We start from the raw sequence: 24702 nt of genomic DNA on the forward strand, positions 1-24702 counted from the left end.
CAAACGGGCGGAAGGCTGTTGGGGACAGGAAAGGTATCAACCCAAAGGGATGGCGAGGTACCGTTCTTCCAGCACGCTTTTATGATGCAGGATATGCCCGGCCAGGATATAGCCGATACCGTACACGTAGATCGGCTTTTCATTGGCGGTGCCGGTTCGCTCCAGCTGCGCATCGGAAAACGATAGGAACAGGGAGTCGCTGCCGTCTAGCACCGATTCGAGTTCGGCAAGCAGCGAAGCCGGGCTCCGGCGCGCCGCTTCGGAATATTCCGCGAAGGTATTCTCGTCGAAGCCGGGGAGGGGCGTGCCTCCGTTGCGGGCAAAGGTCAACGCCCGGTAAGCAAACACGCGCTCGGTGTCGGTCAGGTGCAACACCAGTTCCTTGATGGTCCATTTGCCAGGGGCATAGGCAAAGTCCCAGCGTTCGTCGGGCAGCGCACGCAGCAGGGGCAGCAGCACATCGCGGCGATGCTTCAGGGCAGCCGAAAGGTCAAGGTGGGCCACCTGGGCAACATAGCGGTGGTAATATTCGGGAATACGGTCAAGTTGGAGCTGCGGCATGGTATGCGGTTTAATGGCTAAAATAAAAAACCCCGGCGCATTAAGGCCGGGGTTTTCGATAAAAGGTAATTGTCAGAAAGTTTTGACGGGCTCTTTCTTCACCTTGGTTTTGTTACCCTCGGTCTTTGTCTTCGTCTTGCCTTTGTCGTCCTTCACTTTGATCTTGTTGTCTTCCACCTTGACCTTCACGCGGCCGGAGCTGACGGCGTCGGCCAGTTTCACCGCTTCGTAGGCATTCACGATTCCGCCGGTGCGGCTCAGCTTGTCCAGTGTAACGGGCTCTTCGCCACCGGGCTTAGGTGTCGTGATCGTGGGCTTGACCACGCTGTTCTCGAGTACATACTTTACCTGTACGGCATTCAGGTTCGGGTAGTAGGAGCGCACCAGAGCGGCGATACCGGCCGTAACCGGCGAGGCCATGCTGGTGCCCGAAAGGTTTCCGTAAACGTCGCCGCCCGGGAGCGTCGAATAGATGTTCTTACCGGGGGCGAAGAGGTCAGTGCTCTTAGTGCCGTAGTTAGAGAAGTCGGCGGCCAGCCCACCGTTCTTCGGGTCGCCGGAAGCGTCTACCACGATCCAGCTTTGGGCACGGGTACCGTTGAGGAACTCCGGCTTGGGGAAGTTGCGGGCGGTATCGATGTTTTCATGGCTGTTGCCGGCTGCCTGCACCAGCAGCACACCCTTGCTCTGGGCATAGCGTACGGCCTCGTCGATAAAGCGCTTCTGGGGCGACACGGCCTTGCCGAAGCTCATGTTGATCACCTGCGCGCCATTGTCGGCAGCGTAGCGGATGGCCAGGGCTATGTCCTTGTCGTGCTCATCGCCGTCGGGCACCGCCCGCAGCGACATGATGCGCACGTTGTCGGCGATGCCGTCGATGCCTTTGCCGTTGTTGCGAACGGCGGCGATAATGCCCGATACGTGCGTGCCGTGCAGCGGGGTAGTAGCCATCACGTCGTTGTTGCCGTAGCTGCGGTCGTTGATATCGTCTTCATTGTCTCCGGTCACATCGCCGCGGTAATTCTTCGGCGGCGCTTCCACCCATTCCGCCATGCGTACCTTTCCTTCGATGTACTCGAGCAGCATTTTATTCGAAATGTATTCCACCGAATCGTTGCCGGCGAAGATCTGCGAGAAAGCACCCTTGGCCTGGCGGACCATGCCGTTGTCGGTGCGCAGCTTGCGCAGGTCGGATGCAGTGTATTCATCGCGACCCACAGCCTTGCGCAGCAGGGAGTCGTACATCTGCACCACGGGCAGCATCTGTCGGTAGCCCTCCACTTCTTCTTTGTCCACCTTGCCTACAAGGTCCGATTTGGCTCGGAGCCAGATGCGGTAGTCGGCCAGGTCGGCGCCGCTGAGCGTCGTGCTGTCGGCGTTTTCGAAGCGGGCCTTATGCTTCCAGTAAAAGCGAACGCCTTCATAGGAATCTTCGGTCACGTTGCGGCCGTCTTTTCCGCCGAGGAAGTTCCAGCCGTGGATGTCGTCCACATATCCGTTCTTGTCGTCGTCGATGCCGTTGCCGGGAATTTCATTGGGGTTCGTCCAGAGCACGGGACGCAGGTCTTCGTGCGTAGTGTCGATACCGGAGTCTATCACGGCCACTACGACCGTTTTGCTCTTTTTCCCTTGCAGAAAATGATACGCTTTGTCAAGGCTGATGCCGTAGTAGCCGTCCTGGGTCCGGTCGCGGAGATGCCAGCCATTGGGTGTCGTTGTTTTCTCCGAGGTCTGCGCATCGGCGGTGAAGGTGACACCTGCTGCCAGCGCGAACAGCAGGAGCTTGGAGTAAGTTCTTTTCATGAATCGTTTCGGGATTGAATTCTAAAAGTAAGGCAAGGACCTCAAAGGGTTTTGTGAAATGTGATGCCCGCATTATCTTACTTCCATGAAGAAGATCTGGATCGCATTCCTGCTGCTCGCATCGGTGTCCGCACAAGCACAGCATACCGGCTACGATAAAGCGCTTGCCGACTCCCTCGGCGCCGACGAATACGGAATGAAGATGTACGTGCTGGTGCTGCTCAAAACGGGACCCGCAACCGCTGTCCCGAAGGCGGCCACCGACAGCCTGTTCACCGGGCACATGGCCAATATCGGGCGGCTCGCCGCGCAGGGCAAGCTTGTTTTGGCCGGCCCGATGCGGAAAAATGAGCGCGGCCTCCGCGGCCTCTTCCTCTTCAACGTGCCAAGTATCGCCGAAGCGCACGAATTGCTAAAGACCGACCCCGCCGTAGCCGCCGGGCTGCTCGATGCGGAATTATACGAGTGGTACGGGTCGGCAGCCCTGCCCACCTACCTGCCCAACCACGAGCGGGTGCAGAAAAAAAGACACTGACGGCCACCGCTTTGGGAACGGCGGGTTGGTTAACCCGTAATCCCGGCCGGACGCCTTCCCCGGAGCTTTTGTACCTTACCGCCGATGAACGATCCGCGGCCTCCTTCGAAATTCCGCACCTGGCTCAAGCGTATTGGCTGGGCCGGTTTTTTCTTTTTCCTCATCAAAGGGCTCATCTGGCTGTACCTTATCCTCTTCGTCAAGGAAAAGCTTTCCCGGTAGCAGTTAATTGGTAGCGGGCTCGCCGAAATTGCTTGTCGCAATAAGCAGCTCCAAAAACAAAGAGAGGTCGTTTCGTAACGACCTCTCTTACCAATTTACCAATAAACCAATAGACTAATAAACGTTCACTACAGGTCGAACTTGATGCCTTGTGCGAGGGGCAGTTGCGTGCTGTAGTTGATGGTGTTCGTCTGGCGGCGCATGTACACGCGCCAGGCGTCGGAGCCGCTCTCGCGACCGCCACCGGTTTCTTTTTCACCACCAAAGGCCCCGCCGATCTCGGCACCCGAGGTGCCGATGTTGACGTTGGCAATACCGCAGTCGGAGCCGGCCGACGAGAGGAAGGATTCCGCCTCGCGCAGGTTGAGCGTCATGATGGAGGAGGAGAGGCCCTGGGGCACGCCGTTCTGGATGGCGATGGCCTCTTCCAGCGTATTGTATTTCATCAGGTACAGGATGGGCGCGAAGGTTTCGTGCTGCACGATCTCGAAGTGCGGTTGCGCTTCAGCCACGGCGGGCTTCACGTAGCAGCCGCTTTCATACCCGGCGCCGTCGAGCACGCCGCCTTCCACCAGGAAGCGGCCGCCTTCGGCCTTGCATTTTTCGATGGCCTTCTGGTATTGCTCCACGGCCCCCTTGTCGATCAGCGGACCCACGTGGTTGTTCTGGTCCAGCGGGTCGCCGATGCGCAGCTGCTTGTAGGCGGCCACCAGCTTGTCGCGGAAGGCGTCGTAGATCGATTCGTGGATGATAAGGCGGCGCGTGGTGGTGCAGCGCTGGCCGGCTGTTCCTACGGCACCGAATACGCAACCCACGATCGCGATATCGAGGTCGGCGTCTTTCGAAATGATGATGGCATTGTTACCACCCAGCTCCAGCAGCGAGCGGCCGAGGCGGGCGCCCACGGCGGCACCAACGGCCTTACCCATGCGGGTGGATCCGGTGGCCGATACGAGCGGAATGCGCGGATCGTTTGCGATCTTCTCACCAATGGCGGCTTCGCCGATCACCAGGCCACACACGCCTTCGGGGACGTTGTTGGCCTGGAACACTTCGCTGATGATGTTCTGGCAGGCAATGGCGCAAAGCGGCGTTTTCTCGGAAGGCTTCCAGATGCATACGTCGCCGCAAACCCAGGCCAGCATCGTGTTCCAGCTCCACACGGCCACCGGGAAGTTGAAGGCGGAAATGATGCCGACGATACCGAGCGGGTGCCATTGCTCGTACATACGGTGGCCAGGACGCTCGCTGTGCATCGTGAGTCCGTGCAATTGGCGCGAAAGACCCACCGCGAAGTCGCAGATGTCGATCATTTCCTGCACCTCGCCGTAGCCTTCCTGCAGGCTCTTACCCATTTCGTAGGAAACGAGTTTGCCCAGGGGCTCCTTGTACTTGCGCAGCGCTTCACCCACCTGGCGCACGATGTCGCCGCGCTTCGGTGACGGATACATCCGCCATTCCGCGAAGGCTTCCTGCGCTTTCTTGATCACCCGCTCATAGGCTTCCTCGTTGGCGAGGGTCACCTTGGCGATCTCCTTGCCGTCGACAGGCGAAAACGATGAAATTTCCTTACCCCCGCCGGCGATCCACTGAGTGCCGGTGCTGGCTCCTGCGTTGGAAGCCTTGATGCCGAGGGCTGCTAATACGTCCTGCATAACAATCGATTTTTAGAATTTGAATTGCGCGCCTGCCTGGATCCAGCGGCCGGGCATTTGTGCGCCCAGCAGGTCGCTGTATGTCTTGTTGAACAGGTTGTCCGCCTGCACAAAAACACCCAGGCGCGCGGGCAGCACAAAGAACTGTGCTTTTCCATTCAGCACAAAATAGTCTTTCGCCAGTTCGGCCTTGATGGCCGATGCGCTTTGGGCGGCGGCGCGTTCCTTGTAAAGCGCCGTGAAGCCCAGCTCCAGGCGGCGCGTGCTGTAACTGATGCTGCCGTTGACGAGGTATTTCGCAAACGACGTGAGGTAAAAGCCCGCAACGCCGTTCTTGCTTTCCGCCTCGGCCCACGTTAAGCCGGCCGACGCCTGCAGCTCGGCGCCCTTGCGGGTGCGCTTCAGGTATTGCAGGTCCAGTTCGCCACCGCGGATATTAACGTCAGCAAGGTTTTGAGCCAGGGCATAGGCGCCGCCCGGTACGAGGTTGTCGCGGCGCGGCATCTGCGCGTAGGGGGTCGTTACGTAGTCGATGAGCCCGGTATGCAACCGGTTGAAGTACGTGCCCGACACCCGGAATCCCTTCCCCAGGAACAGGTCGCCACCAGCCTCGAGTGCCGTAGCGCGTTCGGCGGAAAGATCGGGGTTGCCGATGCGGCCGCTGGGCACGAGTGCTTTATTGTAGTTGTTGTAGCGTTCGGTGAAGTCGGCGTCGCGGATGGTTTTGCCCGCGCTGGCGCGCAGCTGCCAGGCCTTTTTGCGCAGGGAAACCGACAATTGCGGCACCAGCTCGAAGCCGCGGCGCTCGTGCCAGTCGAGGCGGAGGGCAGGAGCCACGCTGAGCCCCTGCGCACCGGTATAGCTCAGCGCCGTAAAGCCCGCAACTTGCTGTTCCTGGTGGTTGCCGCGGTCGTTGGAGCGGATGGAGCGGTTGTTGAATTGCAACCCGCTGGTCAGCACCGTGTGCGCACCAAAGCGGTGCTCGTCGCGCGCGGCCAGCTGCCAGAGGCCGCTCTTGTTGTTGTTGGCCGCTCCGAGCGTATTGAACTCAAACCAGTCGGTCGTGTATTTATAACCCGCGTCGAAAAGCACGCGTTCGCGGCCCTTGCTGTAGGCGAGCGACAGCTGGTTCCAGTTTGTTTTTACCTTTTCCTTCGAAGTGTCGGACGCAAACGTGGTATAAAAATTCTGCGCGGCGAAATCGCGCACATCATACGACGAACGCAGCGCCAGGCGCCAGTACTCGTTGAAATGATGCGCTACCGATGCCGACGCCGTGGTATTGTGAAAATACCCGCGGATGCCGCGTTGCTGCACCCCTGAGGCATTGTTCGTGAGCAGGCCGCCGGCAACGGTCGTCTTTCCGGTACCGTAGTACCCGCCCAACTGGCCGTTCAACAGCCCGTACTGGCCGGCCGACAGCCGCGCGCTGCCGCCTTTGGAGCTGTCGCCTTTTTTGGCGGCGAATGACTTTGTAATGATCTGCACCACGCCGCCCACGGCTTCGGAGCCGTATTGCGCGGCCGCGGCGCCTTTCAGCACTTCGATCCGCTCGATCTCGGCGGGGGCGATGGGGAAATACGTGGCAAAGTGACCGGAGAAGGGATCGTTGACCCGTAAACCATCGACGATCACCAGCACCTGCTGAAAGGTGCCGCCGCGCAGCACAATGTCGCTCTGCGCGCCCATCGGCCCGCGCGCCTGGATCTCGATCCCCGGCACATAGCGAAGCAGTTCGTCGATGCTGCTGACGGGCAGTTTCTGGAAGCGGGCCCCGTCGATCACCAGGAGGTTGCGGCCGGTGCGGGAGCTGTTGAGCGGGGTAAAGTTTGCGGTCACCGACACGGGGTCGAGCTCTATGCCTCCTTCCTGTGCCTGCCCGGACGCTGCGGTACCTACCAGCAGCGCGAAAGCGGCCATCTGCAATCGTTTCATGTTTTGGCTTTTGCGCGGCGAAGATAGCTTGAACGGAACGTTCGTTTGTAGTTTGGAGTTTGTAGTTTGGGGTTTGTAGTGGCGAAACCACAATTGCGGGCGACAAAACCGCATTCATTTTCGCGTCCCAGGCGGCAGCAGCAGGCGCCCCCGCGATGACCTTTGTCGGCTTGCGATCTCCGGTGACCGAATGACAATGCTCCGGAATGGCGCGGTTAGGATCGCTGAAGGGTTTGCAGGGACCGCTGCAACAGTTGCAACGACCAAAAAGGGGCTTGCAACGATCGGCTAAGGCGTAACAAGGAAGTCTGAATGGTTTGCAATGACCGTGAACGGGGTTACTATGACCAACGAATGGCTTGCAGCGGCCGCTGAATGAGTTGCAACGACGAACTAAGTCGACACAATGACAGTTGGGCCTGTCGCAATGTCAAAAAAAGCGCACGTAGGGCTCTGCGTTTGCATATGTAACGTGCTGAACGTCAAAGGAAGAAGGCTCCTGAAACCGGCTACCGGCTACGGCTAGTAAGATTCCGCCTCTGTGGGAAAGCCGCCGCTTTTCACATCGTCGATATATTGCTTGATGGCGCCGGTGACCTGTTCGTGCAGGTTGAGGTATTGGCGGAGAAAACGCGGGCGGAATTCGGTGTTGATGCCGAGCATATCGTGCATTACCAGCACTTGCCCGTCGCAATGGGCGCCGGCGCCGATGCCGATGGTGGGCACGGTGAGGCTGGCCGAAACTTCTTTTGCCAGCGCCGCCGGGATCTTTTCGAGCACCACGGCAAAGCAGCCGGCTTCCTGTAGCAGCAGGGCGTCGCGCTTCAGCTTGGCAGCCTCGGCTTCTTCCTTGGCGCGTACGTTATAGGAGCCGAATTTGTAAATGGACTGTGGCGTAAGCCCGAGGTGCGCCATGATGGGAATACCGGCCGAAATGATGCGGCGCACCGAATCGATGATCTCCTCGCCGCCTTCCATCTTGATGGCGTGCGCGCCGGTTTCCTTCATGATGCGGATGGCCGACGCGAGGGCGATGTCGCCGTTGCTCTGGTACGAGCCGAAGGGCATGTCTACCACGATGAGGCAACGCTTCGCGCCGCGCACCACCGATTGGGCATGGTAAATCATCTGGTCGAGCGTGATGGGGAGCGTGGTTTCGTGGCCGGCCATAACGTTGGAGGCCGAATCGCCCACGAGCAGCACATCGATGCCGGCGCCGTCGATGATGCGGGCGAAGGAAAAGTCGTACGCCGTCAGCATGGAGATCTTCTGGCCATTGGCCTTCATCTTCTGCAGGGTGGCGGTCGTGATGCGTTTTACTTCGGCGGCAGCTGACATGGCATTCGTATTTCGCGCAAGGTAAGAAAAGGTACTTTAGGACGTCATTGCGAGGGCTGGAGCGAAGCGCAAGCCCAAAGCAATCGCAATGACGGGACGGCGAGGGGATGCGCAATGACGCTATATGTCACAGCCATCGGGCCTGTTCGTTCTTCGTAATATCGTCGTACAAGGAGTGAATAAGCCCGTCGGCAAGACCGATCTTGGGCACGAAAATGTCTTCGGCGTCGGCCCAGCGCATGACGTTGATGTAGATGAGCAGGGCCGGCACGATCACGTCGGCGCGGTCTTCACGGAGCTTGTAAAGTTGCATCCGCTGGCGAAGCGTCATCGAGCTGAACTCCTTGTAATAGTTGCGCAGCTGCTCCAGCTGCAGCGGCTTGCCTTCTTTACGTTTGGAGAGAGAGAAGATCTTGTTGATGTTGCCTCCCGAGCCGATGCAGGTTACGTGCGGGTGCCCCTTCGTTTGTTCCTTGATATAGCTGCGCATGCTTTCCCAGGCCGACTTGTCTACCTGGTCTTTCAGGATGCGGATGGTGCCGATGTTGAACGACTCCTTGAATACGAGCTGGCCGCGGCTGAAAAAGGTGAGTTCGGTAGAGCCGCCACCCACGTCGATGTAGAGGTAGGACTCGAGGTTGTTGAGGTTTTCCGCGATGTGGTTTTCATATACGAAGCGTGCTTCCTCGCCGCCCGAAATAACCTCGATACGGATGCCGGTGCGCTCTTCGATGCGCCCCAGCACTTCGTTCGCATTGGCCGCGTCGCGCATTGCGGAGGTGGCCGCGGCCCGCAGGTGGCTCACTTCGTATACTTCCATGAGCAGTTTGTAGCTCTCGATGGTCTTCAGCATCATGTCGGCCCGCATCTGCGAAATGCGGCCCGTTTCGAACACGTCGAAGCCGAGGCGCAGGGGCACGCGCACAAGGGCCATCTTGATGAAATCCACCTTTCCGCCCGGCGCCATCACGACGTCGTTGATCAGCAGGCGGCCCGCGTTGCTTCCAATGTCAATTGCTGCCAGTCTCACGTTGCAATTCCATTTTATGGTGTAAGTAATTATAGATCTCCACCTGCGCGCGGATCGGCGGCTGGTGTCCCTGCGGCACGTAAAGGTTGTTGAGGTCGTTGTCGAGCACGCGCGCCTTCACGTTGTCCTGTAGCTGTATCTTGATGATGTCCTGCAGTTCTTCTTTAAGGCGCTCGTCGAGGATGGGGCAGGTAGCCTCCACGCGGTGATCGAGGTTGCGGGTCATCCAGTCGGCCGAGGAGATAAAATATTTCTCCTTGCCGCCGTTGTGAAAGATCCACACCCGCGCGTGTTCCAGGTAGCCGTCCACGATGCTTACCGCCGTTACGGGTTTCACGAAGCGCTCATTTTCCGAAAGCATGCAAAAGATGCCGCGGATGATCAGCTTTACTTCCACCCCGGCGCGGGCGGCTTCGTAGAGCGCATCGATGATCACTTCGTCGGACAGCGAGTTCATTTTCGCTACGATCGAGGCGGGACGGCCCTTGCGGGCAGCGCGCACCTCGGTATCGATCATTTTCAGGATGGCCTTGCGGGCGAACACCGGGCTCGGGATCAGCGTGGTGCAGGCCTTCAGGAAGTGCGTCCCGGTCTTGTGGTGCTCGATGTAGTTGAACAGCCGGTTCACGTCCGACATGATCGAGCGGTTCGACGTAAGCAGGCAGTGGTCGGCATACACCTTCGACGTGCTTTCGTTGAGGTTGCCGGTGCTCACGAACCCATAGTGGATGATGCGGTCGTGGAGCCGCTTGCGGATCAGGCAGATCTTGGCGTGCACTTTCATGTTGGGAATGCCGATCAGCACCTTCACGCCTTCGTCTTCGAGGCGTTCCTTCCATTCGAGGTTGGCTTCTTCCTCGAAGCGGGCGCGCAGCTCCAGCATCACGGTCACCTGCTTGCCGTTGCGGACTGCATTGATGATCGCGTTGACAATCTTGGAGTTCTTCGCCAGCCGGTAGCAGGTGATCTTGATCGCCGTCACATCGGGGTCGATGGCGGCCTCGCGCAGGAGGTCGATCACCGGGTTGAAAGAATGGTAGGGAAAGTGCAGCAGGATGTCGCGTTCCAGCACCGCTTCGGTCACGCGCTGCTCTTCAAGCGCCGGGTGGTTGAAGGGTTTTCGCGCCGACCCCTGCCCGCTGAACACGGAGGAGGGGAAGTCCATGAAGTGACGGAAGTTGTGGATCCGCCCGCCGGGAATGAGGTTGTCGCGCTTGGTGAGGTTCATGCGCCGGATGAGGTATTCCAGCAGGCCCGGGTCCATTTCTTTGTCGTATACAAAGCGCACGGGTTTGCCCTTGCGCCGGTTCTTGAGGCCCTTCTCGAGCTTTTGGATCAGGCTCGTGGCAATGTCGTTGTCGATATCGATCTCGGCATCGCGGGTTACCTTGAACACGTTCGACTGGTACTTATCGAAGCCGAAATAGTTGAAGATGGTGGGCAGGTTGAAGCGGATGACGTCTTCGAGCAGGATGATGTGCTTTTCGCCGTCGGGTGAGGGCAGCGGGATAAAGCGGTCGTTGAAGCGCGTCGGCACTTCGATGACGGCGTATTTACGCTTGAGCGCGCTTTCCTGCTTCGACAGCACCACGCCGAGGTAGATCGATTTGTCGCGCAGGTAGGGAAAGTCGGGGATGCTTTCGATCATCAGCGGGATCACGTTGGCGCTGACCTCGTTGTCGTAGTATTCTTCCACGAACTGACGTTGCTCTTCATTGAGGTCACGGTCGGAAACGAGGAAGATCTTCTGGGCCTGCAGCTCCTGCACGATAACGTCCCAGATGCGGTTGAATTCGGTTTGCTGGTTCAGCACGGTCATCTGGATCTCCTCGAGGATGGCCTCGGGATCGTCTTCCAGGTGCATGCGTGCTTTGCTGCCGTACTGGATCATCCGCTTGAGCGTGGCTACGCGGACACGGAAAAACTCATCGAGGTTATTGGAGAAAATGCCGAGAAAGCGGATGCGGTCGGGAAGGGGCACCGCCGGGTCGGCGGCTTCCTGCAGCACCCGCCCGTTGAAGGACAGCCAGCTGATGTCGCGAGGGATGATCTTGCGTCGTAAGGTTGTGCTCATGATCTAGGGGTTGCCGGGCCTCAGGGGCGCAGCTTTTCAATAATGCCGGTCGTGGAAAATCCTTGCTTGATGGGGTTGATAACGACCCGTCCGCCGGCGGCCTGGACCTCGGCGGCGCCGGCGATATCTGCGACCTTGTAATCCCCGCCTTTTACTAAGACGTCGGGCAGGAAAGAGGCGATGAGCGCGCGCGGCGTATCGGTGTCAAACACCACCACGGCGTCTACCATCAACAACGAAGCCAGAACAGTGGCGCGGCTGTCGGTGTCGTTTACGGGGCGACCTTCACCCTTGAGCCGCTTTACCGAAGCGTCGCTGTTGAGCCCCACCACAAGGTAGTCGGCCTCGGCCGCAGCGGCGCTCAGCGAGGCGATATGCCCGGCGTGGAGGATGTCGAAGCAGCCGTTCGTAAACGCGATGGTCTTACCCAGCACGCGCCATTGGGCTACCTGCCGCTGCAGCTCCTCAGGCGTCAGTATTTTGTTCCGGTACGATAGCGGGGCTCTCATGTTTGCGGTTTTTATTGTGGTGGGAGAGGTAGGCGAAGCAGGCGACGCCGCCGAGCAGGATGACCAGCGTTTGCACCGACCAGAGCAGCCAGCCAAGGGCATTGCCGATCGTATCGGGATCGAGACCGTACCAGCCCATGAGCCGGGCCACGATCAGCGGGTAGGCACCGATCCCGCCAGGGGTAATGACCATGCCCAGACTGCCCAGCACGAGGGTGCTGAGGCCACCGCCGACACCCAGCGGGCTTGTTTCCTGCAGGGCGTAGATACCGATGGTGGTACCGGCCAGGTAAAGCGCCCACATAAGCATCGTTTGGAAAACGAAGGCGCCCTTTTGCCTCAGGAACCGGATGGAACCGAGGCCGTGCGCAATACCCGAGATCACCTGCCGCACCTTCCCGATAAAGTCGATATGTCCGAAGCGCTTCAGCGCGAAGAACAGGATACCAAAAAAGAGGATGACGCTGCCGGCGAGGATGATGATCTTACGCATCGAGGCATGCCCCGAGCCGTCGTTGATGAACACGGAGAACATCTCGCGGATCGGCGCGCTGATCACATGCCCCTGGAACACGAACGCGGCAACGAAGGCGATGACAAGGCACAGCACGTCGACGGCGCGCTCCATCACGATCGTGCCTACGAGCTTGTCTACGCGCAGCTTTTCATAACGGGAAAGAATGGTGCATTTCATCACTTCGCCGAGGCGCGGCACCGCCGCGTTGACGAGGTAGCCGATCATGACGGCGGCGAATACATTGAAGTTGCTGGGCTTGTAGCCGAGGGGCTCCATCAGGACCTTCCACCGCAGGGCCCGGCTGTAATGGGCCAGCACCAGCAGGATGAGCGCCGGGAAAATAAGCCAGTGGCGCGCCCGCTGCACCGCTCCCTTGATGGCCTCCCATTCTTTATGGTGAATGTCCTTCACCGACAGCCAGACGAAGAAGAGCCCCAACCCCAGGAAGAACAGGTATTGAACGATGGTCAGCACGGGCTTCTTCATACGGCAATATAAACCCGGCCCGGAGAAGGGCCAAGGATTTCACAGGGCCTTACAATTTATTGCCTTCGCGCGGAAACACGATGAAGGGCTGGAACGACTTCGCTTCCGTGAAGTCCATCGACGCATAAGAGATGATCACCACCACGTCGCCGACCATGCCCTTGCGGGCGGCAGGGCCGTTGAGGCAGCACACACCCGAGCCGCGCTTGCCCTTGATCAGGTAGGTTTCAAGACGCTCGCCGTTGTTCACGTTGACGACTTGCACCTGCTCGTTTTCAATAAGGTTAGCGGCGTCCATCAGGTCTTCGTCCAGGGTCAGGCTGCCCACATAATGGAGGTTGGCCTCAGTGATAACGGCGCGGTGTACTTTGGATTTTAAAACGGTAATTGTCATGGCGCCGCAAAGATAAAAGGTTTCATCAGGTTTAGCCAGGTTCAGTCAGTTCCCGGAACGTCAGCAACATTGGTTTGCAGTAACCTTTCTATACCTATTCCATTACCATATTATCGATGAGCCGCACCGGTCCGAGAAAGGCCGCTGCCAGCACAACGGCCGGCTTTTGCCCGTCGAGCTTGGGCAGGAGCGTGTCGGGCTCGCAGATGGCGATGTAATCTACCCGGAAGCCCTGTACTTCCAGTGCCGCAGTCGCTTCCGCTTCGAGGCTACGGTTGTCGCCGGTACCAAAACGCGACCGTATGCCTTCGAGGACACGGAAGATGGCTGTTGCCTGCCCACGCTGCGCGGCATCGAGGCGCAGGTTGCGGCTGCTCATCGCCAGCCCGTCGGACTCCCGAAGGGTAGGGGCGATGACTAGCTCGGTTTCCGATTCTTTGCCTGTCAGCTGGAGCAGGCGGCGGAGCACCATGCATTGCTGGAAATCCTTTTGCCCCAGGTACAGCCGCTGCGGCCGCACGATGTCGAGGAGGCGTTCCACCACTTCGCATACCCCCTGGAAATGGCCGGGGCGGAAGGCCCCTTCGAGCACCGTCTCCACTGGTCCAAGGTCGTAGTGCTTTTTTACGTGTGCGGGCGGGTACACCTCGGACACTGAAGGCAGGAAGAGGGCGTCGCAGCCGGCGCTGAGCAGTTGTTCGACGTCACGGTCGATGCTGATGGGGTAATTGCTGTAGTCCTCCGAATTGTTGAACTGCGTGGGGTTGACGAAGATGCTGCACACCGTGCGCGCGTTGTCGGCGCGCGACCGGGCAATGAGCGAGAGGTGGCCTTCGTGGAGGGCGCCCATGGTAGGTACGAAGCCTACGGACAGGTGAGCGGAGGCCGTATCAGACAGCCAATTGCTGAGGTCCCGGGCGGTTTTGAAAATGATCATGGAAGCAGCGTAGTTTCAATATCCGGACGGCATTGGCTGGAATTAGTTACCTTTGCAAACCTTTTAGAAAGGCTAAACCCGGGTTTAACAATGTCAGCAAAGAAAAGAATTTTATTTATTGCCAACGAGATGTCGCCCTACCTGGAGCTGACAGAATTCTCCGAGATCGTGAACCGACTGGCTATCAAAGCCAACGACAACGGCTTCGAAGTGCGTTGCATCATGCCCCGGTTCGGCACGATCAACGAGCGCCGCCACCGTCTCCACGAAGTGGTGCGCCTCTCGGGGATCAACGTTTCGGTTGACAACGAAGACTTCCCGCTGCAGATCAAGGTGGCTTCGCTGCCCAATGCCCGCCTGCAGGTTTATTTTCTCGATAACGAAGACCTGTTCAAGCGCAAGTTCGTTTTCACCGACGAAAACGAGCAGTGGTTTGAAGACAACGACCTGCGCACCGTATTCTTTTGCAAAGGCGCCCTGGAGACCGTCAAGAAATTCGGCTGGCCCCCGGACATCATTCACTGCAGCGGCTGGATGACCTCGCTGATCCCCGCCTACCTGAAAACCGTTTATAAAAAAGAGCCCGTGTTTGCCCACAGTAAAGTGGTGTACACCATCGGTCAGAATACCTTTGAAGAAGGCCTCGGCGCCGACTTCATCGACAAGGCGCTCATCCACGCGTCTCTCAAGGAGAAGGATCTCGAAGCGTTCAAGGATGGCAGCAATACGGCCTTATTCAAGGGCGGCGCTACCTATGCCGACGCGATCACCTTCGGCTCCGAAGACGTGGATCCGGCGCTGGTGGAAGCATTCTCCAAGGTGCGCGGCAAGAAGACGCTTCCCTTTAATGCTGAGTCTGATTTAACAGACTATTTACAGCTCTATGTCGATCTTGCGGGGAAGTAGGCCTCTCTTTAAAACCAAAAACGTTCGTGTGAAGAAACTTAGCTGGCTGCTGCTTCCGGCAGTCTTGTTCCTGACCTTTAGCCTTGGTATTCAATCGTGCCGCAAGATCAACGAAGCCACCGAACTGGGCGGCGACCTTATCCCGGTGGTAGATAATATCAATACGTTCGAGACCTTTCTCGACGTGGAGACCGACAACAGCACCTGGAACGGCAACACGGTGGTCGCTCCGAACGACGCGGTGGCGCTGGGAGCCATTACCAACGATCCCGAATTCGGCAACACCCGCGCCGACCTTTACTTTAACTACGCTCCTTCCATTTACGGTGTCAGCAACTTTCCGTTCTACAACCGCGACTCTGTCGTAGGTGTCGATTCCACGGTTTTGTCGCTGCGTTATATTACGTCTTACGGCGACACCACGAGCAACCTGCAGGTGTCGGTATACGACATTCCGCCCACCTCCAGCTTCCGCGACAGCTCCACCTACAGCACGCAGGCCGCCGACATCGACGTGGATCCGTCGCCGCTCGCAACCGCCACGTTCCAGCCGCGGCTGCTGAACGACAGCATGACGCTCATCCGCAAGCGCGACACGAGCAAGGTGGCCAACGTCCTCCGCATCAAATTCGACAACAGCCAGCCGGCGCAGAACTTTGCGGCCAACCTGTACGCCGACAAGACCGATTACCAGAATTATACTAACTTCTACGGCACCCACCGCGGCATCGGCATCCGCTCGGCCAGCACGGGCAATGCACTGACCTACTTCAACCTGCTGGACACCACGGGCACGAAGATCACGGTGTATTTCCGCGTAAAGCGCAATGGTGTCATCGATACTACGTCGGCTTCTTTCTACCACGGCATCATCAGCGGCGGGTACGTTTCCACGTATACTTCCGCGGACTCCTCCACCCTGAAGGGACGCGGCACGCAGGCCAACATCATTCGCCGCACGCCCGGTGGCAACTGGCTTACCTACCTCAACAATTCTTCGACCAACGAAGACAAGGCATTCCTTCAAAGCGAGCCCGGAAGCGCCATTTACCTGCGCATCCCTGCACTCGATACGATGAGCAACAAGCTCGTGCACCGCGCCGAACTTGTGGCCTCTGTGCTTCCTTCGGCTAATGACAACATCTTTGCCGCACCGCCGGCGCTGTACCTTGGACGCCGCTCCGGCGACTCCGTGCTGCAAATCCGCGACGACTCTTTATCTGCCGTATTAACGAGCAACGGGGCGGTCAACACCTCGATCTTTGGCGGCGACCTGAAATCTGACAACACGTACCGTTTCGGCATGACGCTGTATGTGCAGCAGATCCTGCTCCGCCACGTCAGCAACGACCCGCTGAAGCTTTTCGCACCGTATAAGGTGCGGGTGGCCGACGCCCGCCTCGGTAAATTCGGGCGCTCCATTATCCGGCTGCCGCGTATCGCTTACGGACGCACCGTTCTCGGTGGCGGCGCCCATGCCGACCCGGCCAAGCGCCTGCGGCTGCGGATCATTTATTCGAAGCTTCCATAACGCGTTTCAAGTAATTCAACAGGGTGCTATATTTGCACCCTGTTTTCTTTAAATCCATCAATTACCGCCACCAATGCCTTACCTCTTTACTTCTGAGAGCGTATCGGAAGGCCACCCCGATAAAGTTGCCGACCAGATCTCCGACGCCCTGATCGATCACTTCCTTGCCTTCGACCCCCAATCGAAAGTTGCCTGTGAAACCCTGGTGACCACCGGGCAGGTGGTGCTGGCCGGCGAAGTGAAATCAAAAGCCTACCTCGACGTTCAGGAGATCGCCCGCGGCGTGATCCGCAAGATCGGCTACACCAAGAGCGAATACATGTTCGAAGCCAATTCCTGCGGCATCTTCTCGGCCATACACGAGCAATCCACCGACATTAACCAGGGTGTTGACCGCCAGAAGAAAGAAGAGCAGGGCGCCGGCGACCAGGGGATGATGTTCGGCTACGCCTCCAACGAGACCGACGACTACATGCCCCTGGCCCTCGACCTGGCCCATAAGCTGCTCATCGAGCTCGCCGCGCTGCGCCGTGAGAACAAGCAGATCAAGTACCTGCGCCCCGACGCCAAAAGCCAGGTGACGCTCGAATACGACGACAACAACCGCCCCGTCCGCATCGACGCCATCGTGGTGTCTACGCAGCACGACGAATTCGATACCGATAAGAAGATGGCCGAGCAGATCCGCAAGGACATCATCAACATCCTGATCCCGCGGGTAAAGGCCAAGTACAAGAAGTACGCGAAACTGTTCAACAACGACATCAAATACCACATCAACCCCACGGGCAAGTTCGTGATCGGCGGCCCCCACGGCGACACCGGCCTCACCGGGCGCAAGATCATTGTTGACACCTATGGTGGAAAGGGTGCGCACGGCGGTGGTGCCTTCTCGGGCAAAGATCCCTCCAAGGTAGACCGCTCGGCCGCTTACGCTACACGCCACATTGCCAAGAACCTCGTGGCAGCGGGCGTGTGCGACGAAGTGCTCGTACAGGTTTCCTACGCCATTGGGGTAGCCGAACCCACCAGCATCAACGTCAACACGTATGGCACGGCCCACGTAGATATGACGGACGGTGAAATCGCCGAGATCGTCAAAGGCATCTTTGATCTGCGTCCGTACTTCATCGAGCAGCGCCTGAAGCTTCGCAACCCCATCTACAGCGAAACCGCTGCTTACGGCCATATGGGTCGCAAACCCGAGGTCATCACCAAGACCTTCGTGCAGCCGGGTGGCAAGACCATCAACAAGAAGGTAGAGCTGTTTACCTGGGAAAAACTGGACTACGTTCCTAAAGTGAAAAAAGCTTTCGGTCTGTAAACCGATTCCAACTTTTGAAAAAGCTTCCGTTTGCGCGGAAGCTTTTTTATTTTGGACCTATGAACCGGAAACTGGTACTAGCCTTCTTCCTGATGATAGCCATGGCGGTCACGCTGCAGGTACAGGGCAGGGCGCTGTCGCGCCATGCGGCCGCTGGTATCCTGGCGCTGGAGTTCGCCTGGACGGAAGACCGGTTCCAGGACCTGATGTACCGTTGGCTCCGGGAAGATGTGTTGACCAACCTGTGGCTCGACTTCCTGTTCATCCCGGCTTATGGCTGGTTCTTCCGGCTGGCGGCACAAGCGCAGGGGCCGCGCCTGTCCGCCGCATGGGCAAAGCGCTTCGCCTGGCTTGCTGTAGTGGCCTGCCTGTGCGATGTGTGCGAAAACGGTTTGCTCCTGGCCCGCGTGTACCATGAAGTGCGGCATGGCCTGCTTGTTCCGGCTGCTCTTTTTGCGGCAATAAAATTCGCGCTGTTGCTGTGCGTGTTGCTGTTCGTTTTGTATGGTCTTATCGCGGGCCGTAAAGCGGCGGTGCCTTCGGTTAGCTGACGCGGGCTTACCTTTGCCCGGTGAAAAATTTCCGCTCCCCGCAGCGTCCGAAAAAGAATATGTTGCTGGCTGGCCGCAACGCCATCCTCGAAGCCCTTTCCGAAGGCCGCGCAGTCGACCGCATCTATTTACAGAAAACAGCACCCTCTGCACTGCAGGGAGAGCTCCGCAAGGCCTCCGAGAAACACGGCGTTCCGCTCAACTACGTCCCGGTAGAGAAGCTCAACGGCTTCAACCTCGGGGAGCATGGCGGCTGTGTGGCCCTGCTGTCGCGGGTGCAGTACCACGACCTGCAGCAGATCATTTCGTGGGTGGTAGAGAAGGGCGAGGCCCCGCTGCTGCTCATCCTCGATGGTGTGACCGACATCCGCAACATTGGTGGTATTGCACGCACAGCCTGGAGTATGGGCGTTCAGGCGCTCGTGATTCCCGACAAGGGCGTGGGCGCACTCAATGAAGACGCCGTGCTCACCTCGGCGGGTGCGCTGGAACACATCCCGGTATGCCGCGTCAATAGCCTGATGAAAGCCGTCGACGAGCTGCGCCTCAACGGCATCCGCGTGCTGGCTTCGGAAATGACGGCGGAAAAGAAAATTTTCGACCTCGACTTCCGCGAGCCTGTGGCCATCGTAATGGGCGGGGAGGAGCGGGGCATTCACCCGGCGCTGATGAAGATCTGCGACGAGCGCTTTTCGATCCCGATGCCCACCGAGTTTGAATCGCTTAACGTATCGGTGGCTACCGGTATGATCCTTTACGAAGCCATGAAACAACGTTTGACGACATGAGTGCGACTCCCGAACTGAAGATCGTGGAATGCCCGCGCGATGCGATGCAGGGCTGGAAGACTTCTATCCCTACAGCCAAAAAAGTTCAATACCTCAATACCCTCCTTCGCGTGGGTTTCGACACGCTGGACTTCGGCTCTTTCGTGTCGCCCAAAGCGATACCGCAGATGGCGGATACGGCGGACGTGCTGCCCCAGCTGAACACAGCAGCCACGCGTTCGAAATTGCTGGCCATCGTGGCCAATGTACGCGGCGCCGAAAGCGCCGTTTCGTATGCGCCCGTACGTTACCTGGGCTTTCCCTTTTCCGTATCGGAAACCTTTCAGCAACGCAATACCAACGCGTCGATCGCCGAAGGCCTGGACCGCGTAAAAGAGATTCAGCAGCTTTGCACGGCCAACGGCAAGGAACTCGTTGTGTACCTTTCGATGGGATTCGGCAATCCATATGGCGATCCGTGGAGCGAAGAAGTGGTGCTCGAATGGGCACGCACGATCGCGGCGCTCGGTGTTCCTATACTATCGTTGGCCGACACGGTGGGCTTAGCCACACCGGAACAGATCGATGCCGTTACCCGCCATGTGGTGGAAGCGCTTCCCGGCAGCGAGATCGGGGTGCACCTGCACGCCAGTGCCGACGGCTGGCGCGAAAAAGTGGAAGCTGCCTACGAGGCCGGCTGCCGCCGATTCGACGGCGCACTGAAGGGTATCGGCGGGTGCCCGATGGCCAACGATGCGCTGGTGGGCAATATGAACACTGAATGGCTGATCCGCTATTTTTCCGAAAAAGGCCACAACCTGCAGCTCGACGCGCAGGCGCTTGAAGAGGCGCTACAACTGGCCAACGAAATCTTCGTATAGATGGAATTCATGCTGCCTGTGCGGATCCCCGATCCCGGTGTGCGCCTGGCGCCCGGCGAGCGGATCCTTTCTATCGGTTCCTGCTTCACGGAGCATATCGGCACCGCGCTGCAGGACCTGAAGTTCCGCGTGCTCCAGAATCCCAACGGCATCCTGTTCGACCCGGTTTCGGTTTGCCGCAGCCTCACCTCGTACGTGGATCCGCAACCCTACGGCCCCGCCGACCTGTTTGAACGGGAAGGCGTCTGGCACAGCTGGAACCACCACAGCCGCTTTTCGGGAACAGACCCCGACGCTGTGCTGGCTGGTCTCAATGCGGCACAGGAAGAAGCCGGCCGTTTCCTGCGCGAGGCCGACTGGCTGATCATTACACTGGGTTCTTCCTTCAGCTACCGACTGGTGCACACCGAAACCAAACCCAAGCAACCCCTCGCTGCGGGCGGGGGCGTGGCCAATTGCCATAGGGCACCAGCGGCCTGGTTCCGCAAGCACCTGCTGGGCATTGACGAAACCGTTGAAGCGCTGGACAATACCCTCCACCGCCTGTTCCGTTTTAACCCACGGCTCCGATTCCTGTTCACGGTGTCCCCCGTGCGTCATATCCGCGACGGGGTAGTGGAAAACAACCGGAGCAAGGCCCGCCTGCTTGAAGCGGTGCACCATCTTGTAGGCAAGTTTGACCGGCTCTACTATTTTCCTTCTTACGAACTGGTGATCGATATTCTGCGCGACTACCGCTTTTATGCCGAAGACCTGGTGCACCCCAATTACCAGGCCACCGGCTTTGTGCTGGAGCAGTTCCTGAAAACGTTTACCACCGAGGACACCCGGCTGCTGCTGGACGAGATCCGGAAGCTCCAGGGCGCCCGCCGGCACAAGCCGTCCTTCCCCGATACAGGGGCGCACCGGAAGTTCCTGGAAACGCAGCTGCAAAAAGCAAGGGAATTGCAGGAACGCTATCCCGGGCTGGACTTTTCGGAAGAAATCAGCTACTTCGGGTCCGTTCCTCCGAACCACGTTATGTAACGGGTATTGCCCCTAAAGGGTATTAACGAAGGGGCGGGTCAATGGATCCGATCGCCGCGCACCGGAAGCGTCCTTAAAACTTTTGCTTCGTATTCCAGCCATTCCAGCCAGCGCGCACGGACCATTTCTTTAGGCAGGTAGGTTTCCGCCAGCTCGATAAACAGGGTATAGTGCCCGGCTTCACTTTCCATGAAGCGGCGGTAGAATTTGCGCAGGTAGGCATCCTCAAGCCCCTCGCTGAGCCGCTTAAAGCGTTCACAGGAGCGGGCTTCGATCAACGCCATGAGGAGCATCCCGTCGAGAAACCGCGGGTCTTCCGGACCGCCTTTCGTTACAAAGTCGAGCAATGCATTCACATATAGATCCTTGCGCGGCTTGCCGAGACGAAGCCCCCGCTTTTTCAGCTCGGCCAGCACGAGGCGGAAATGGCCCCATTCTTCCGTAACGATGGGGGAGAGGGCCGTAACCACCGCCTCCCGGTCGAAATAGCGCTGGATAAGCGAAATGCACGTAATGGCTGCCTTTTGCTCGCACCAGGCGTGGTCGGCGAGTACGTCTTCGAGCGAAAGGGCGGCGAGGTTCACCCAGCGTGGATCGGTGGGGAGCTCGAGGCCGAGGATGGCCCGGGTGTCGTCGGAATAGGGTTCCATTGCGCCAAAATTAGCGCGTCGCTGCGAGCCGGGCGGAGCAAACTCCAGGCCGTGAGGCCGTTTTCGTGTTGTTACCCGAAAGTCCTGACCTTCAGTCGTTTGATTGGATTTGGCGGGTAAGGGTAAATCTCCTTACCTTTGCACCTCAAATAAGTAACCAGTAATGGCATCCAATGGGGATGCCAGACAAAAATCGAAACAATGCCTTTATCGAAAGAAAAGAAAGCCGGCATTTTCTCCCAGTACGCCGGTAGCGAAAAGAACACAGGTTCCATCGAAGGCCAGATCGCCCTCATCACCGAGCGCATGGCCCAAATTTCTGCGCACCTGCAGCAGAACAAAAAAGACTTCTCCACGCACCGTGGACTGATGCAATTGGTTGGTAAGCGCCGTCGCCTGCTGAACTACCTGCAGAAGCACAACCTCGAAGGTTATCGCAGCCTGATCGAAAAGTTAGGTATCCGCAAATAAGTGAAAGCCCTTCCCGACCCTCCCGGCTCAGGGAGGGCTTTTTGCTTTTAAGGCGTCCTGCCTTCGCTTACGTGCGCCTGCACGTTTCACTAACCCCGCCCGGGGTCCCGCCGTAATCATCAAAACCGCTCCGGGCCTAAATTTCAACAAGATGTTGACCCAAAAATTTTCTAAAACCTTTGACATCGGTGGTGGCCGTGAAGTCACGATCGAGTCAGGTCGCCTTGCCCGCCAGGCCGACGGTTCCGTAACCGTGCGCCAGGGCAACTGCGTGTTGCTTGCCACCGTCGTGGCCACCGAAGAGCCGAAACCCGGCCAATCTTTCTTCCCCCTCTCCGTGGATTACATGGAGAAATTCGCCTCCGCCGGACGCATCCCCGGTTCCTTCTTTAAGCGTGAAGGTCGCCTCAACGACTACGAGGTGCTCACCTCCCGCCTGGTGGACCGCGCCCTGCGTCCCCTGTTCCCCGAAGACTACTTCTGCGAAGTGCAGGTGATCATCACCCTTGTTTCTTCTGATCCCGAAGTAATGCCCGACGCAATGGCTTGCCTGGCTGCTTCGGCCGCTCTCGCCGTTTCCACCGTGCCCATCCAGGAGATCATCTCCGAAGTGCGCGTCAGCCGCATCAACGGCCAATACATCATCAACCCCACGCGCTCGCAGATGCTGGAGTCTGATATGGACTTCATCGTTGCCGCCACCGAGAAGAACATCATGATGGTGGAAGGTGAAGCGAAGGAGTGCAGCGAAGAAGACCTGATCAAGGTGATTGAGCTCGCCCACGACGCCATCCGCATCCAGATCAAGGCCCAGGAAGAGCTCCGCGACGCCGTAGGCGTTGGCCCGAAGCGCGACTACCCGAAGCCGGAGCAGGACGAAGCGCTGCGTGCCCGCGTAAATGCACTTGGCGAGAAGCGCATGGCTGAAATTGCCCGCGCCAACCAACCGAAGGCTGACCGCAAAAATTCGTACAAGCAGGTAAAAGACGAAGTGATCGCCGCCCTTAAAGCGGAGGCCAACCTTCCCGAAGGCGAAGACCTGCCCGAAGCAACCAAGAAGCTTGTAGGCAACTACATCAGCGACCTGCAGTACCACACCGTGCGCGACATGATCCTCACCGACCGCATCCGCCTCGACGGCCGCGGCCTCGACCAGGTGCGCCCGCTTGATATGGAAGTGGACGTACTGCCCGGCCCCCACGGCTCGGCCCTGTTCACCCGCGGCGAAACCCAGTCGCTGACCACGGTGACCCTCGGTACGCCGCTCGACGAGCTGCTGATCGAAAGCGCTGCCAAGTCGGACTACTCGAAATTCATCCTCCACTACAACTTCCCGCCGTTCTCGACTGGTGAAGTGAAGTTTCTCCGTGCGCCCGGCCGCCGCGAAGTGGGCCACGGCAACCTTGCCCTCCGCTCGCTGAAGCAGATGATGCCCGGCAGCGAATACTCCTACACCGTGCGCGTGGTAAGCGACATCCTCGAGTCGAACGGTTCTTCGTCGATGGCAACGGTTTGCGCCGGCTGCCTCGCCCTGATGGACGCCGGTGTGCCTTTCAAAAAGCACATCTCCGGTGTGGCCATGGGTCTGATCAGCAAAGGCGACCAGTTTGCCGTACTGACCGATATCCTCGGCGACGAAGATCACCTCGGCGACATGGACTTTAAAGTAACCGGCACCCGTGATGGTATCTGCGGCGTGCAGATGGATATCAAAGTAGACGGCCTGTCGATGGACGTGATGCGCCAAGCCCTGGAGCAGGCACGCCGCGGCCGGATGCACATTCTCGAAGCGATGGAGCAGTGCCTCCCGGCACACCGCGAAGATGTGAAGCCGCATGCCCCACGCACCGTGAAGATCTACATCGACCGCGAGTTCATCGGCGCGGTGATCGGACCCGGCGGCAAGATCATCCAGCAGATCCAACGCGAAACCGGTACGACCATCAACATCGAAGAAAAGAACGACCAGGGCGAAGTAGCCATCTTCGGCGCCGTGAAAGAAGGCGTGGACAAGGCGCTTGCCTGGGTGAAAGGTATCGTGGAAGTTCCCGAAGAAGGGGGCGAATACGAAGGCAAAGTGATCTCGATCATGCCCTATGGCGCCTTTGTAGAATTCATGCCCGGAAAGCAGGGACTGATGCACATCTCCGAAGTGAGCTACAAGCGCCTCGAAACCCTCGATGGCGTGCTCAGCGAAGGCGAGATGATCAAGGTAAAGCTCATTGGCGTTGACCAGAAGACCGGCAAATTCAAGCTGAGCCGCAAGGCCCTGATGCCGAAGCCCGAAGGTTTTGTTGAGCAGGAGCGCCGTGAGCGCCCCGATCGTGGCGACCGCCGGGATGATCGTGGTGGCGACCGCCGCCGTGATGACCGTGGCGGTGACCGTCGTGATCGCGGAGACCGCCGCGACGACCGTGGTGGCGACCGCCGCATGGAACGCAACGACCGCCGTGAAGAGCGCCGCGAAGCCCGCGGTGGCGAAGGCGATCCGCGTCCCCAGCAGGAGCAATCCAACGGTGGCGAACAACCGCAGCAGCAACAGCCGTCTGCCGGCCAGAGCAGCCACCCCGAGCTCGGCCCGGATGATATGCTTTAATTA

General features: G+C 58.6%; 23 protein-coding genes. 11 read left to right on the top strand and 12 right to left on the bottom strand.

Annotated features, from left to right (window positions below):
• Positions 1–36: 36 nt before the first annotated feature.
• Both E0486_RS04135 and E0486_RS04140 read right to left on the bottom strand, forming a co-directional pair.
• Positions 37–561, bottom strand: a complete 525-nt coding sequence (locus E0486_RS04135) for a DinB family protein (protein ID WP_131850877.1) — start codon at positions 559–561, stop codon at positions 37–39.
• Between the two features lie 72 nt (positions 562–633).
• Positions 634–2364, bottom strand: a complete 1731-nt coding sequence (locus tag E0486_RS04140) for a S8 family peptidase (RefSeq protein WP_131850878.1) — start codon at positions 2362–2364, stop codon at positions 634–636.
• 85 nt (positions 2365–2449) lie between these two features.
• On the opposite strand from E0486_RS04140, the gene E0486_RS04145 reads away from it, so the two are divergent.
• Positions 2450–2899, top strand: coding sequence for a YciI family protein (locus E0486_RS04145; RefSeq protein WP_131850879.1), 450 nt, complete (start codon positions 2450–2452; stop codon positions 2897–2899).
• A gap of 84 nt (positions 2900–2983) precedes the next feature.
• Positions 2984–3121: a hypothetical protein gene (locus E0486_RS18750; RefSeq protein ID WP_165917187.1), complete on the top strand. Its 138-nt coding sequence runs from the start codon at positions 2984–2986 to the stop codon at positions 3119–3121.
• Positions 3122–3249: 128 nt separating this feature from the next.
• Here E0486_RS18750 and amaB read toward each other — a convergent pair whose 3' ends face one another.
• From amaB to panC, 9 genes are all read right to left on the bottom strand, one after another.
• The gene (amaB, locus tag E0486_RS04150; protein ID WP_131850880.1) at positions 3250–4776 is read right to left on the bottom strand and encodes an L-piperidine-6-carboxylate dehydrogenase; all 1527 of its coding nucleotides are present in this window, start codon (positions 4774–4776) and stop codon (positions 3250–3252) included.
• 12 nt (positions 4777–4788) lie between these two features.
• On the bottom strand, positions 4789–6711 hold the full coding sequence (locus tag E0486_RS04155) for a TonB-dependent receptor plug domain-containing protein (RefSeq protein ID WP_131850881.1): 1923 nt from the start codon (positions 6709–6711) through the stop codon (positions 4789–4791).
• A 522-nt stretch (positions 6712–7233) separates the two neighbouring features.
• Entirely contained in the window at positions 7234–8049 is an 816-nt protein-coding gene (gene panB / locus E0486_RS04160; RefSeq protein WP_131850882.1) for a 3-methyl-2-oxobutanoate hydroxymethyltransferase, read from the bottom strand.
• 127 nt (positions 8050–8176) lie between these two features.
• Positions 8177–9079 (bottom strand): Ppx/GppA phosphatase family protein, encoded by a 903-nt coding sequence (locus E0486_RS04165; RefSeq protein WP_131850883.1) that lies wholly within the window; start codon positions 9077–9079, stop codon positions 8177–8179.
• A complete protein-coding gene (ppk1, locus tag E0486_RS04170; protein WP_131850884.1) occupies positions 9060–11153 on the bottom strand; it encodes a polyphosphate kinase 1 in 2094 nt (697 codons plus the stop codon). Before ppk1 ends, E0486_RS04165 begins: the two co-directional genes overlap by 20 nt.
• A 20-nt stretch (positions 11154–11173) precedes the next feature.
• Entirely contained in the window at positions 11174–11662 is a 489-nt protein-coding gene (rfaE2, locus tag E0486_RS04175) for a D-glycero-beta-D-manno-heptose 1-phosphate adenylyltransferase (protein ID WP_207906195.1), read from the bottom strand.
• Positions 11619–12665, bottom strand: coding sequence for a lysylphosphatidylglycerol synthase transmembrane domain-containing protein (locus E0486_RS19065; RefSeq protein ID WP_131850886.1), 1047 nt, complete (start codon positions 12663–12665; stop codon positions 11619–11621). Before E0486_RS19065 ends, rfaE2 begins: the two co-directional genes overlap by 44 nt.
• Before the next feature lie 49 nt (positions 12666–12714).
• Positions 12715–13059 carry an aspartate 1-decarboxylase gene (gene panD, locus E0486_RS04185; RefSeq protein ID WP_131850887.1) on the bottom strand — a complete coding sequence of 115 codons (345 nt, stop codon included), beginning with the start codon at positions 13057–13059 and terminating at the stop codon, positions 12715–12717.
• 94 nt (positions 13060–13153) lie between these two features.
• Complete coding sequence (panC, locus tag E0486_RS04190; RefSeq protein WP_131850888.1) at positions 13154–13996, bottom strand: pantoate--beta-alanine ligase; 843 nt, start codon at positions 13994–13996, stop codon at positions 13154–13156.
• A 90-nt stretch (positions 13997–14086) separates the two neighbouring features.
• Between panC and E0486_RS04195 the strand changes: the two genes are divergently transcribed.
• From E0486_RS04195 to E0486_RS04225, 7 genes are all read left to right on the top strand, one after another.
• The gene (locus E0486_RS04195; RefSeq protein WP_131850889.1) at positions 14087–14902 is read left to right on the top strand and encodes a glycogen/starch synthase; all 816 of its coding nucleotides are present in this window, start codon (positions 14087–14089) and stop codon (positions 14900–14902) included.
• A gap of 28 nt (positions 14903–14930) precedes the next feature.
• A complete protein-coding gene (locus E0486_RS04200; RefSeq protein ID WP_131850890.1) occupies positions 14931–16433 on the top strand; it encodes a DUF4270 family protein in 1503 nt (500 codons plus the stop codon).
• A 73-nt stretch (positions 16434–16506) separates the two neighbouring features.
• Positions 16507–17757, top strand: coding sequence for a methionine adenosyltransferase (gene metK / locus E0486_RS04205; protein ID WP_131850891.1), 1251 nt, complete (start codon positions 16507–16509; stop codon positions 17755–17757).
• 59 nt (positions 17758–17816) lie between these two features.
• Positions 17817–18308, top strand: a complete 492-nt coding sequence (locus E0486_RS04210) for a hypothetical protein (RefSeq protein WP_131850892.1) — start codon at positions 17817–17819, stop codon at positions 18306–18308.
• Between the two features lie 20 nt (positions 18309–18328).
• Positions 18329–19096, top strand: a complete 768-nt coding sequence (gene rlmB, locus E0486_RS04215) for a 23S rRNA (guanosine(2251)-2'-O)-methyltransferase RlmB (RefSeq protein WP_243697370.1) — start codon at positions 18329–18331, stop codon at positions 19094–19096.
• Positions 19093–19956, top strand: coding sequence for a hydroxymethylglutaryl-CoA lyase (locus tag E0486_RS04220; protein ID WP_131850893.1), 864 nt, complete (start codon positions 19093–19095; stop codon positions 19954–19956). Before rlmB ends, E0486_RS04220 begins: the two co-directional genes overlap by 4 nt.
• Complete coding sequence (locus E0486_RS04225; protein WP_131850894.1) at positions 19957–20982, top strand: GSCFA domain-containing protein; 1026 nt, start codon at positions 19957–19959, stop codon at positions 20980–20982.
• A 38-nt stretch (positions 20983–21020) separates the two neighbouring features.
• On the opposite strand, the gene E0486_RS04230 is transcribed toward E0486_RS04225, so the two are convergent.
• Complete coding sequence (locus E0486_RS04230; RefSeq protein WP_131850895.1) at positions 21021–21632, bottom strand: MiaE family protein; 612 nt, start codon at positions 21630–21632, stop codon at positions 21021–21023.
• Between the two features lie 201 nt (positions 21633–21833).
• Here E0486_RS04230 and rpsO point away from each other — a divergent pair, with 201 nt between their 5' ends.
• Entirely contained in the window at positions 21834–22103 is a 270-nt protein-coding gene (rpsO, locus tag E0486_RS04235; RefSeq protein ID WP_131850896.1) for a 30S ribosomal protein S15, read from the top strand.
• A 151-nt stretch (positions 22104–22254) separates the two neighbouring features.
• Positions 22255–24699, top strand: a complete 2445-nt coding sequence (pnp, locus tag E0486_RS04240) for a polyribonucleotide nucleotidyltransferase (RefSeq protein ID WP_131850897.1) — start codon at positions 22255–22257, stop codon at positions 24697–24699.
• Positions 24700–24702: the final 3 nt, after the last annotated feature.

Source organism: Flaviaesturariibacter aridisoli (assembly GCF_004343705.1).
In the GTDB taxonomy this organism is placed as follows: Bacteria; Bacteroidota; Bacteroidia; order Chitinophagales; family Chitinophagaceae; genus Flavisolibacter; species Flavisolibacter aridisoli.